Annotated in this window: 8 protein-coding genes and 1 CRISPR repeat array (1 of these 9 running past the window's edge); all 8 genes read left to right on the plus strand. The window is 58.1% G+C overall.

Annotated elements, in window-relative coordinates; all coding sequences use genetic code 11:
• Window positions 1–36: 36 nt before the first annotated feature.
• The 8 genes from DESPR_RS07400 to cas2 are packed head-to-tail and all read left to right on the plus strand — an operon-like array spanning window position 37 to window position 8,634.
• Window positions 37–2,253 (plus strand): CRISPR-associated helicase/endonuclease Cas3, encoded by a 2,217-nt coding sequence (locus DESPR_RS07400; protein WP_015724182.1) that lies wholly within the window; start codon window positions 37–39, stop codon window positions 2,251–2,253.
• Window positions 2,254–2,263: 10 nt separating this feature from the next.
• Entirely contained in the window at window positions 2,264–2,947 is a 684-nt protein-coding gene (cas5c, locus tag DESPR_RS07405) for a type I-C CRISPR-associated protein Cas5c (RefSeq protein ID WP_015724183.1), read from the plus strand.
• Entirely contained in the window at window positions 2,944–4,686 is a 1,743-nt protein-coding gene (gene cas8c / locus DESPR_RS07410) for a type I-C CRISPR-associated protein Cas8c/Csd1 (RefSeq protein ID WP_015724184.1), read from the plus strand. The genes cas5c and cas8c overlap by 4 nt, the downstream gene beginning before the upstream one ends.
• A 22-nt stretch (window positions 4,687–4,708) precedes the next feature.
• A complete protein-coding gene (cas7c, locus tag DESPR_RS07415; RefSeq protein ID WP_015724185.1) occupies window positions 4,709–5,569 on the plus strand; it encodes a type I-C CRISPR-associated protein Cas7/Csd2 in 861 nt (286 codons plus the stop codon).
• Between the two features lie 44 nt (window positions 5,570–5,613).
• A complete protein-coding gene (locus DESPR_RS07420) occupies window positions 5,614–6,636 on the plus strand; it encodes a virulence RhuM family protein/type II toxin-antitoxin system death-on-curing family toxin (RefSeq protein ID WP_015724186.1) in 1,023 nt (340 codons plus the stop codon).
• Window positions 6,629–7,306: a CRISPR-associated protein Cas4 gene (gene cas4, locus DESPR_RS07425; RefSeq protein ID WP_015724187.1), complete on the plus strand. Its 678-nt coding sequence runs from the start codon at window positions 6,629–6,631 to the stop codon at window positions 7,304–7,306. Before DESPR_RS07420 ends, cas4 begins: the two co-directional genes overlap by 8 nt.
• The gene (gene cas1c, locus DESPR_RS07430; RefSeq protein WP_015724188.1) at window positions 7,303–8,331 is read left to right on the plus strand and encodes a type I-C CRISPR-associated endonuclease Cas1c; all 1,029 of its coding nucleotides are present in this window, start codon (window positions 7,303–7,305) and stop codon (window positions 8,329–8,331) included. The genes cas4 and cas1c overlap by 4 nt, the downstream gene beginning before the upstream one ends.
• A gap of 12 nt (window positions 8,332–8,343) precedes the next feature.
• Entirely contained in the window at window positions 8,344–8,634 is a 291-nt protein-coding gene (gene cas2, locus DESPR_RS07435; RefSeq protein WP_015724189.1) for a CRISPR-associated endonuclease Cas2, read from the plus strand.
• Between the two features lie 173 nt (window positions 8,635–8,807).
• Window positions 8,808–12,693: a CRISPR direct-repeat array (repeat unit 32 nt; unit sequence GTCGCCCCCCACGCGGGGGCGTGGATTGAAAC) (it continues 2,129 nt past the right edge of the window).

Genomic DNA, 12,693 nt, shown 5'->3' on the forward strand with positions numbered 1-12,693 from the left:
GCCGGATACAAGAGAAGAGGTACAGGGAATTTTCCAATGAACCATCATGACACCTTAGTTCCAGTTGCACATTCAAAGTCACCGTCGGACTGGCAAAGTCTCGAAGCCCATTTGGAAAAAGTTGCCGAGTTGGCAGAGCAACATGCAATGGCGTTTGGTGCCGCATCCTGGGGGCGGCTTGTCGGTCTTTGGCATGATCTGGGGAAATTTTCTCCCGATTTCCAGGAGTATATCCGGCAGGCCAGTGAAGCCCATTTGGAGAGCAAGCAAGGGCGGGTTAACCACTCATCAGCGGGGGCGTTACTGGCTATCGAGCGATTTGGTAAGATTGGGCGTATCTTGGCCTATTGCATTATGGGCCACCATGCGGGACTGCCGGATTGGCAGAGCGAAATTGCGCCACGAGCATCTCTTGCATGGCGGCTGGAACAGAAGGAGTTGCTTCCAACGGCAATAGAGGCTGGTATCCCGACCGCAATCCTGAATCAAGCACTCCCCACAGAAAAAGCAAAAAACGGCACCGGGCTTTCACGTTCGCTTTGGCTGCGCATGCTTTTTTCCAGCCTTGTTGATGCCGATTTTCTCGATACCGAGGCTTTCATGGACCCTGAAAAGGCTCGGCGGCGTCAGGGGTATCCCACTCCTACCGAACTGGCGCCGTTGTTTGATCGGTATATGACCGAGAAAACAGCAGGAGCGCCCTTCACAAAGGTCAACCGCATTCGCGCCGAGGTATTGCAGGCGTGTAGGGAGAAGGCGGCAGATTCCTCGGGGTTGTTTACCCTCACCGTGCCCACCGGTGGTGGCAAAACCCTTTCTTCTCTGGCATTTTCCCTATGCCATGCCACCTTTCATGGCAAACGGCGAATCATCTACGTTATTCCTTATACCAGTATCATCGAGCAGACGGCGGACCAGTTCCGCGCCATCTTTGGCGAGGCGGTTCTGGAACACCACAGCAACCTGGATGTCGCCGATGTGTCAAAGGAAGATGCGCGCAGTCGCCTGGCTTGCGAGAATTGGGATGCTCCCCTCATTGTCACTACCACGGTACAGTTCTTCGAGTCCTTGTTCGCCAGCCGCACTAGCCGATGCCGAAAGCTGCATAATATCGCGCAGAGCGTGGTGATTCTGGACGAAGCGCAACTCCTGCCGACAGATTTTCTCAAACCGGTTTTGGAAGTCATGCGAGAGCTGCAGGAGAATTACGGCGTCACCTTCGTGCTCTCCACAGCTACTCAGCCTGCCCTCGGGCCACACAAGAGCATGGATTTCGATTTTGCTGGCCTACCCGGTTTACGAGAAATCATTCCCCCTTCATTGAACCTTTACGAGCGCTTGCAACGCACCAGGGTAAAGACTCTGGAGGGACTAACGACTTCACTCCCCTGGGATGCTCTCGCGTCACGCCTTAGTAGCCATGAATCTGTGCTCTGCATCGTCAATCGTCGTGACGATGCCCGTGTCCTGTGGGAGAAAATGCCTGTAGGCACCTTCCATCTTTCCGCTCTCATGTGCGGGGCGCATCGGTCTGAACGGATTGCTGAAATCAAGGCCAACCTGAAGGCGGAAAAGCCAACAAGAGTGGTCAGTACCCAACTTGTCGAAGCAGGTGTTGACCTCGATTTTCCAGTGGTCTACCGGGCGCTTGCCGGGCTCGACTCCGTGGCGCAAGCAGCCGGTCGTTGCAACCGGGAAGGGGCTTTGGAGCAAGGCATGGTGTACATCTTTCAACCGGAGAGCAAGATACCTGCGGGTTATCTTCGACAAGCCGCCGAGATCGGTCGCCAACTCTTAATGGAGCAGAAGGTTGATCCTCTTGCCCCGGAGCGGTTCGAGCAGTATTTTCGGATGTTCTATTGGCTGCGCGGCTCTCTGCTCGACAAGGAAAATATTCTGGAATTGCTTGGCAATGACCCGGAACTGCGGATCAGTTTCCGCACGGCCGCCGAAAAGTTCAAGCTCATCGATGAAGGTGTTTATGTGCCGGTCCTTGTTCAATATGGGGAAAAAGGCTGCCAACTGATTGATCTTTTGCGGCGCCAGGGGCCGGAACGTTGGATTCTTCGGCAAGCGCAACGCTATGTGGTCAATCTGCCACGATCCGTCCATGGGCAACTGTTGATCGACGGAGCCATCGAGGAAATCCATCCCGGTATCTTTGTGCAGGGGCACGGTAATTTGTACGACCGTAATCTCGGGTTTTGCGCGGATCGTTCTTTGATCTACGCACCGGATGAACTGATGATCTGAAGGAGGAAACATGAACGGAAACGGAAAGCGAAGCGCTCTCTTCCGCCTCAAGGTCTGGGGGCGAAACGCCTGCTTTACCAGGCCAGAAATGAAAGTGGAACGTGTTTCGTACGATGTGATGACGCCTTCGGCAGCTCGGGGCGTACTTGAGGCCATCCTGTGGAAACCGGCTATTCGTTGGCTGGTGGAACGCATCGACGTCCTGGCTCCGATCCGTTGGGAGTCAGTCCGGAGGAACGAGGTCGGCAGTGTCATGTCCCCGCGTTCCAACGGAATTTTTATTGAGGACCAGAGGCAACAGCGGGCCGGATTGTTCCTGCGGGATGTGGCCTACACCATCCATGCGCGTCTGGAATTAACAGCCAAGGCCGGGGCGGAAGACAACCTCACCAAGTTTCAGGAAATGTTTCTGCGTAGGGCGGAGAAGGGGCAATGCTTTCATCGGCCCTACCTCGGTTGCCGGGAATTTGCCGCTGACTTCACTTTGATCCGTCAGGAGGAACCGTTACCGGAACCGATAGGTATATCCCGTGATCTTGGCTGGATGCTGTACGATATTCAGCATGACAACCGGGCCGACAAAAACCATGTGCATTGCTGTACCGAATCCTGCCGACCTTCTTTCTTTCGGGCGGAACTATCCAATGGGGTTTTGCTTGTGCCATCGCCTGGCGATGGGGAGGTGCGGCAATGATTTTACAGGCTTTGGCAAGTTATTATCGCCGTCTATCCGAAGAAGCCGGCGCGGAAGTGGCTCCCGAGGGATTTGAAAAAAAGGAAATACCCTTTGTCATTGTGTTGGATCGCTCCGGGCATTTTATCGGTTTAGATGATACGCGCGAGGGAGAAGGGAAGAAAAAGTTGGCACGGGTGTTTACCGTCCCGAAAGGTATCAAGAAAACCAGTGGAATCGCCGCAAATGTTTTATGGGATACACCAGCCTATATCGTCGGTCGGCCCAAACCGGATCCCAAGAAAGAAACAGTCAAACTTTTAGAACGAGCACAAGAACAATTTCAATGTTTCCAAGATACTATTCGGGCGACTTTTTCGGATAACGAGCAGGACGAAGCAATTGCAGCCGTGTTGAATTTCCTCGGGAAAAGAGATTTTGAGCAGCTTTTTTCCCATACCGCGTGGAAAGAAATTGAGGAAAAGGGGATGAATATATCCTTTCGACTCGACACGGACACCTGTCTGATTTGCCAGCGCCCTGGTATTGTTGCGCAACTCATAGGTAACACGCAAAGAGTGGAAGGGGGCGATACCCATCGGGTGTGCCTTGTTTCCGGCGAACCGGATGAGCCGACCCGCCTGCACACGGCTATCAAGGGGGTATGGGGCGCACAAACGTCGGGAGCCAATATTGTTTCTTTCAACCTCGATGCGTTTCGTTCTTATGGAAAAGAACAAGGATTGAATGCGCCGGTGGGAGGAAGGGCTGAATTTGCATATACTACGGCACTAAATTCCATGTTGGTCAAAGGCTCGAAGCAGCGAATGCAAGTTGGTGATGCTTCTACCGTCTTTTGGGCCGAGAAGAAAAACGATCTGGAAGATGTTTTTGCCGACATCTTTGGCGAACCATCGAAAGAAAATCCCGAGCAAGCCACCAAGGCTATTCGCATTCTCTACGAAGCCCCGAAGGCCGGGGCGCCACCGTTGACTGAAGATTACACGCCATTCTTCGTTTTGGGGCTTGCCCCCAACGCCGCCCGCATCGCTGTGCGTTTTTGGCATGCGGGCACGGTGGGTGAGACTGCCCGCCATATCTTGCAACATTTTGAAGATTGCAAAATGGTGCATGGCCCCAAACAGCCTGGGTTTCTATCCCTTTTCCGCTTACTCGTCTCCACAGCCCTGCAAGGAAAGTCGGAAAATATCCCACCCAATCTTGCTGGCGAGTTCATGAAGGCAATTCTCGCCGGCACCCCTTACCCAAAAACCCTCTTGGCGGCGGTTCTCCGCCGTTGCCGGGCAGAACGTGAAATAACCTATCCCCGCGCCGCGCTTTTAAAAGCGGTTCTGGCTCGGGCAGCTCGATTTTATCGTCAATCAGAACAGGAGGTAGGTATGGCCTTGGATACAGGCAACAGCAATATCGGCTATCGGCTCGGGCGACTGTTCGCCACGCTGGAAAAGATTCAAGAAGAGGCAAGCCCCGGCATCAATGCAACCATCCGCGACCGTTTTTATGGTGCAGCTTCCAGCACTCCGGTGGCCGCTTTTCCGCATCTGATGAAATTGAAAAATCATCATCTTGCCAAGTTGGATAACCGGGGCCGTGCCGTGAATCTGGAAAAGGTGATCGGCGAGATCATGGATGGCATTGTCGATTTCCCGACGCATCTCTCTCTTCAGGATCAAGGCCGCTTCGCGGTGGGCTACTACCATCAACGCCAAGCCTTTTTCATCAAAAACGAAACCAATTGATATTTCCTAGGAGGAGCAACTTATGAGAAATCCAATCCAGAACCGGTATGACTTTGTGCTTTTGTTTGATGTAAAAGACGGTAACCCCAACGGTGATCCGGACGCTGGCAACCTGCCTCGTATCGACCCGGAAACAGGGCATGGTCTTGTCACCGATGTCTGCCTCAAACGGAAGGTGCGCAATTATGTGCAATTGGAGAAAGGCGGGGCAGTGGCCTTTGATATATTTGTGAAGGAGAGGGCCATTCTCAATAACCTTATTGATGAAGCCCATGAACAGGACATTGTGAAAAGCAAAGAGAAAGGAGATAAAACGGAGGCTGCTCGCCAATTCATGTGCGGTAAATATTACGATGTGCGTACATTCGGCGCTGTGATGTCCACTGGGAAGAATGCTGGCCAAGTCCGTGGTCCGGTACAATTTACTTTTGCCCGGAGTGTTGATCAGATTGTGCCATTGGAGCACAGCATTACCCGTATGGCGGTGGCCACCGAGGCCGAAGCTGAAAAGCAGCAGGGCGACAACCGAACCATGGGGCGAAAATTTACCGTCCCATACGCACTTTATTGCTGCCATGGCTTTATTTCAGCCCCTTTGGCCGCTCAAACCGGATTTAGCGAAGACGATCTCAACCTGTTCTGGCAGGCCGTCATCAACATGTTCGAGCACGACCGTTCCGCAGCCCGTGGATTGATGAGCAGCCGCAAGCTCTTTGTGTTCAAACATGAGAATAAGATGGGGAATGCCCCGGCGCACAAATTGTTTGACTTGATCGACATCCAGCGGGCGGAAGGCTCGACCGGTCCGGCCCGTTCGTTCAAGGATTATGTGGTGAAGGTTGGCGCAGCACCTGATGGTGTGACGTTACTGGAAAAACTGTAATCCATAACTGTGATATTGAAGCTGTAATGGAGGTGTCCTTTCCTATGCAACAGCTTGATTCCGCACCCTCCGCCATCATCCTCTATCAGACCGCAGACGGACAAACCTCTTTGGATGTCCGGCTTCAGGAGGAAACCGTCTGGCTCTCGTTGACCCAAATAGCCGAGCTGTTCGACCGTGACAAGTCGGTAATATCCAGACATCTCAGGAACATCTTTCGGGAAGGAGAGTTGGTCAGAGCGGCAGTTGTTGCAAAAAATGCAACAACTGCCGCGGACGGCAAAACGTACCAGGTGGAATTTTTCAACCTGGATGCGATCATCTCTGTCGGCTACCGAGTCAACTCCAAACGCGGCACCCAGTTTCGCATCTGGGCCTCGTCCGTGCTCAAGGAGTATCTGGTCAAGGGGTATGCCCTCAACCGGCGACGGTTGGCAGAGCAGGGCGTGGCCGAGTTGCGAGGCGTGCTCGATCTGTTGGCGGCAGCCCTGGAACGCAATCAACTCACCGACGAAACCGGATTGGCGGTGGTGGAGCTGGTGCGGCGCTATGGGATGAGCTGGCAATTGCTCCTGCAATACGACGAAGACCGGTTGGCCCTGCCGGCCGGGCTCAATCGGCGGGAGTCGGTGGGCTTTGATCTGGCCATGGTGCGCCGGGGCATTGCCTGTTTACGGGAAGAACTGGCGATCAGAGGCGAGGCCACCGATTTGTTCGGTCGGGAGCGCGGCGAAAGCTTGGCCGGTATTCTCGGCGCCATCCATCAGACCTTCGGCGGCCAGGACCTCTACCCGAGCATCGAGGAAAAGGCCGCCCATCTCCTCTATTTCGTGATCAAGGATCACCCCTTCAGCGACGGCAACAAGCGCATCGGCTCCTTTCTTTTTCTCCTCTATCTGCAGGAAAGCGGGCTGATCGAGACAGTCCGCTTCGACAACAAGGCCGTGGTAGCCCTGGCCCTGCTAGTGGCCGCCTCCGACCCGGTCCAGAAGGAGGTGCTCATCCGGTTGATCGTTAATTTGCTCGGCGAATCAATCCCATCCGACGGAGGAGGGCAGCATGGCTGAGATCGCCCCGGAACAATCGATCCTCAAAACATACGAACCGCCGCCGTACGACGAGGACGACCTGGTGATGATCTCCGCCTTGCAGCATTACCTGTTCTGTCCGCGCCAGTGTGCTTTGATCCATATCGAACAACAATGGCTCGAAAACCGATTGACCGCCGAAGGTCGCCTCCTTCATGAACGGGTGCATGGCGGCGGCCGGGAATCGCGGCGACAACTGCGGGTGGAGTTCGATGTGCCCATTCGTTCGTTGCGGCTGGGGGTGATCGGCCGGGCGGACATCGTCGAATTTCATCGGCGGGAGGATGGGCTGTGGTGTCCCCTGCCAGTGGAATACAAGCGCGGACGACCCAAGAAGGACGATACCGACCGGGTGCAGCTCTGCGCTCAGGCCCTCTGTCTGGAAGAGATGCTACGGTGCGCCGTACCCGAGGGGGCGCTCTACTACGGCGAAAAGAAGCGGCGGTCGGCGGTGCTGTTCGACGCACCCTTGCGGGAGAAGACGGCACAGACGGCGAAGGCGGTCCACGCCCTGCTTACGGGGGGAAGGACGCCGCCACCCCATTATGCGGCCCGCTGCGAGAACTGTTCATTCATGCCGCTCTGTCTGCCCAAGGTGGCGACCAGGAAGCGGGTGGGGCATTATCTGCACAAAATGATGGGGGTATGAAAAAACATCTCAACACCCTGTTCGTCACCACCCAGGGGGCCTACCTGGCCAAGGATGGCGAGACCGTGGCGGTCCGCATCGAGGGCGAGGTGGTCCTGCGGGTCCCGCTCCATACCCTGGAATCCATCGTCTGTCTCGGTAATGTCGGTTGCAGCCCTTTTTTGATGGGATTCTGCGGCGAGCGTGGGGTGGGGATGAGTTTTCTCACTGAAAACGGGCGATTTCTGGCGCGGGTGCAAGGGCCGGTTTCGGGCAACGTGCTGCTGCGGCGCGAGCAGTACCGCCGCGCCGACGATCCGGATTTTTCCGCTGCCGTGGCCAGTGCTTGCGTGCTCGGCAAGGTGGCCAACTGCCGGACCGTGCTCCTTCGCGCCTTGCGTGATCATGGCAACAAGGTAGATGCGCCGGTGCTACAGGAGGCTATCGACCGGTTGGCAGCGGCGCTCAGGCGATTGCAGGGCGGATTGGCGTTGGAGGAGGTGCGCGGGGTGGAAGGTGATGCGGCCCGGGTCTATTTCAGTGCCTTCGATCATCTCATCGTCCGCGACAAAGACAAATTTTTCATGCGCCAGCGCAGTCGCCGGCCGCCGCTTGACCGTATCAACTGCTTGATTTCCTTCCTCTACACGTTGCTGCTCAACGATGTGCGCTCCGCGCTTGAATCGGTGGGCCTTGATCCGGCGGTCGGCTATCTGCACCGCGATCGTCCGGGGCGGGCCGGATTGGCCCTTGATCTGATGGAGGAGTTCCGGCCCATGGCGGATCGGCTGGCGGTTTCATTGGTCAATCTGGGACAGTTGCGCGAGGAGGATTTTGTGTTCAGCGACGGCGGCGCGGTGCGGATGAGCGATGAGGCCCGCAAAACCCTGCTGGTAGCGTATCAGAAGCGCAAACAGGAAGAAATGGTGCATCCCTTTCTGGAGGAGAAAATGTCGCTGGGGCTGTTTTTTCATACCCAAGCCCTGCTCTTTGCCCGCTATCTGCGTGACGAACTCGACGGTTATCCGCCGGTGATGTGGAAATAGGGGAGGGCGGCCATGATGGTGCTGGTGAGTTACGATGTGCGCACAAGCGAGCCAGGCGGCGCCAAGCGCTTGCGGCGGGTGGCCAAGGTGTGCCGCAATTTCGGTCAGCGGGTACAATTTTCGGTGTTCGAGTGCATGGTGGACCCGGCGCAATGGACCCGATTGCGGCAGGCGTTGATTGACGAGATCGACATGGAGGCCGACAGTCTCCGTTTTTACTTCCTCGGGGCCAACTGGCGCAACCGGGTGGAGCATGTCGGCGCCAAGGAGAGCGTGGACCAGGAAGGTCCGCTGATTGTGTAAACCGGTCCGCGAACCGTCATCGCCCAGCAGATGACGGACGGTTCGCGATGCCTGTGGTTGCGACGGTTGACAAGGATTTGAGCAACAAGAGGAGGTGAATCAAGCCGCTCAGATCGGACGATCGCGGAACATGCTGGAAAAACTGATTCGTAATGCAATGTTGCGAGTCAGCAGTCGCCCCCCACGCGGGGGCGTGGATTGAAACACGTATCGCAGCGCGTCACCGTTGCTCTTCACCGCGTCGCCCCCCACGCGGGGGCGTGGATTGAAACGCGAGGAACGCGGAGAAGTTGATACCGGATGCAAGTCGCCCCCCACGCGGGGGCGTGGATTGAAACTCAGCCTCCCCCTCAACGAGGAGTGGGAGACAAGTCGCCCCCCACGCGGGGGCGTGGATTGAAACCGCTGCTGCTGGCGACAAACTCGTTATATGCCTCGTCGCCCCCCACGCGGGGGCGTGGATTGAAACTTATGCTGGGTGGTCGGTTGTCTGGTAGATATCGTGTCGCCCCCCACGCGGGGGCGTGGATTGAAACCAGCTAGAGGTCGCTGTCGCGCCAGAGATCGACCGTCGCCCCCCACGCGGGGGCGTGGATTGAAACCTCGCAACATTACGCCGCATCCCGTATCGCCCGAGTCGCCCCCCACGCGGGGGCGTGGATTGAAACTCAAGCGCCCATGCCGTGCAAGTTTTAGCGTCGCCGTCGCCCCCCACGCGGGGGCGTGGATTGAAACTTTTTGCTGCCTTTTTTTGCTGCCTTGTTGCTGCCGTCGCCCCCCACGCGGGGGCGTGGATTGAAACTCGGCGCAGATAAAAAGGAAGTTTTCAAACCGAGTCGCCCCCCACGCGGGGGCGTGGATTGAAACACCGCTTCCATCGAAGCCTCAAGTCCAACAATTGCGTCGCCCCCCACGCGGGGGCGTGGATTGAAACGCTGCTCCTTGCTGGTCTCCGGCCCTTGCGCGAGTCGCCCCCCACGCGGGGGCGTGGATTGAAACTGGTAAATCGTATTATCTGGTCAGGTTGCTGGCCGTCGCCCCCCACGCGGGGGCGTGGATTGAAACCTGTTAAAGCGGTATACCTGCTCGACTATGACCAAAGTCGCCCCCCACGCGGGGGCGTGGATTGAAACAAAGACGACATCATGACTTATGACAGGCACTTCAAGTCGCCCCCCACGCGGGGGCGTGGATTGAAACCTGTTAAAGCGGTATACCTGCTCGACTATGACCAAGTCGCCCCCCACGCGGGGGCGTGGATTGAAACACAGATAGTAAACCCGAAAATCGAAAGTGTTTTTAGTCGCCCCCCACGCGGGGGCGTGGATTGAAACCTGTTAAAGCGGTAATCCTCCAGGGGGATTTCCTGTCGCCCCCCACGCGGGGGCGTGGATTGAAACAGACTGCCGGTAGCAGCGACGCGGCTGCATCGCTGGGTCGCCCCCCACGCGGGGGCGTGGATTGAAACCGGCAAATCGTATTATCTGGTCAGGTTGCTGGCCGTCGCCCCCCACGCGGGGGCGTGGATTGAAACATGGCAAGGGGGGTTGAATGAAACCTAAGCGAAGTCGCCCCCCACGCGGGGGCGTGGATTGAAACGGTGCAGTTGTTACTATATAGACAAGGAAGGGGGGTCGCCCCCCACGCGGGGGCGTGGATTGAAACGCCGCTCCTGGTGTCGCTCAATGGGATGAAGACGGTCGCCCCCCACGCGGGGGCGTGGATTGAAACGGTTTTGAAGCGATGAACCCGGCAGAATGACCGGGTCGCCCCCCACGCGGGGGCGTGGATTGAAACTTTTTGAACCGACATCGCTGCGCTCGTCGGCGGGCGTCGCCCCCCACGCGGGGGCGTGGATTGAAACGAGGAAATCGTCATGATCGGAGCATTGGCAGGCAGTCGCCCCCCACGCGGGGGCGTGGATTGAAACATGCAGGTTGCGCTCATTGCGCTTGAGCAAATAGGTCGCCCCCCACGCGGGGGCGTGGATTGAAACCGAAACATGCCAATAACGAAACTCCCCCATCAAGTCGCCCCCCACGCGGGGGCGTGGATTGAAACCTTAGCGTCATCTTGGGTTCAGATTATTGGCGGCGGGTCGCCCCCCACGCGGGGGCGTGGATTGAAACCGGAGACCGTCACGTCCTGGCCAGAAACGAAACCAGTCGCCCCCCACGCGGGGGCGTGGATTGAAACCTCGGCCGCATCGATCATCGATCCCGCCTCATGTCGTCGCCCCCCACGCGGGGGCGTGGATTGAAACACCGGCGACGCGCCGACCAGGAGGGTCTGAAATGTCGCCCCCCACGCGGGGGCGTGGATTGAAACCACATCACCATGCCGAGTTTTGGCAACACGCCAAGTCGCCCCCCACGCGGGGGCGTGGATTGAAACTCAAACCAGGAGAACACCGGTGCCGGCACCTCTGGTCGCCCCCCACGCGGGGGCGTGGATTGAAACGCGCCGAGCAGTTTCGGCACAACTGGAACCCGACGTCGCCCCCCACGCGGGGGCGTGGATTGAAACTCTGAAATCAACTGTTGCCACACCTGCTGCTGCTGTCGCCCCCCACGCGGGGGCGTGGATTGAAACGCGGCAGCATGGCCGCAGATCGCCGACGCTTATGCGGTCGCCCCCCACGCGGGGGCGTGGATTGAAACTTGCTGGAGACATTGGCGCGGTTGCAGGGCCAAGTCGCCCCCCACGCGGGGGCGTGGATTGAAACCAAGTCAATGGCCATATCAGCCTGAAACGAATCGGTCGCCCCCCACGCGGGGGCGTGGATTGAAACCCGTGCTGACATGGCTGCGCAAGCATGCCCGTGTGGTCGCCCCCCACGCGGGGGCGTGGATTGAAACGCCGCATCAGGCAATGGATGGCTGGAGAGCGCAAAGTCGCCCCCCACGCGGGGGCGTGGATTGAAACCCCGTAACAAAGAAGGTGCTCCCTTTTCTTGCCGGGCGGTCGCCCCCCACGCGGGGGCGTGGATTGAAACGCCGATGAGCGTGCCGTAGCTGTACACCCGCACTGCGTCGCCCCCCACGCGGGGGCGTGGATTGAAACCTGGTGCATCCAGTCCGGCCTGACCTTAACCAGCTGTCGCCCCCCACGCGGGGGCGTGGATTGAAACGCCGCACCATGAAATCGTGTGCGAAGCGCTCATGTCGCCCCCCACGCGGGGGCGTGGATTGAAACACGGCCGAACCGCACGCTCCGGACTGCCATTCAAAGGTCGCCCCCCACGCGGGGGCGTGGATTGAAACGACGATGTGTCTGACGACGTGATTGCCGCAGCTCCGGTCGCCCCCCACGCGGGGGCGTGGATTGAAACTGGCCGGCTCGCTGCCAATAACTCCTGGCAGGCGCGTCGCCCCCCACGCGGGGGCGTGGATTGAAACTGGCCGGCTCGCTGCCAATAACTCCTGGCAGGCGCGTCGCCCCCCACGCGGGGGCGTGGATTGAAACTGCAGACTGATAAAGGAGGTTGACCCGGTGGGTTGTCGCCCCCCACGCGGGGGCGTGGATTGAAACGCGGGTCCCTGCGCCTGGGGATGGTGCAGGGCGAGTCGCCCCCCACGCGGGGGCGTGGATTGAAACTCTTTGCTTTTGCCCAGCTGCTCGGCGAGCTGCGTCGCCCCCCACGCGGGGGCGTGGATTGAAACCCCGGAAGCCGCAAAGGCGCTGAAAGAAAAAATGAGTCGCCCCCCACGCGGGGGCGTGGATTGAAACATCATGCCGCCCCCTCCACATTGACCCATGATATGTCGCCCCCCACGCGGGGGCGTGGATTGAAACGTGAACTTCCGCGCCATCTTCTTGTTCATGATCAGTCGCCCCCCACGCGGGGGCGTGGATTGAAACACGAGGGGTCAGGGGCCACAATCCTGCTGATCGGGTCGCCCCCCACGCGGGGGCGTGGATTGAAACATACTTGCCGACCAGTGGCAAGAGCGGGTTACTAGTCGCCCCCCACGCGGGGGCGTGGATTGAAACCTTTTTCCCATTGCTTATATGCTCAGGTGATAGGTCGCCCCCCACGCGGGGGCGTGGATTGAAACA

Origin of the sequence: Desulfobulbus propionicus DSM 2032, assembly GCF_000186885.1 — a bacterium.
Taxonomy (GTDB): Bacteria; Desulfobacterota; Desulfobulbia; order Desulfobulbales; family Desulfobulbaceae; genus Desulfobulbus; species Desulfobulbus propionicus.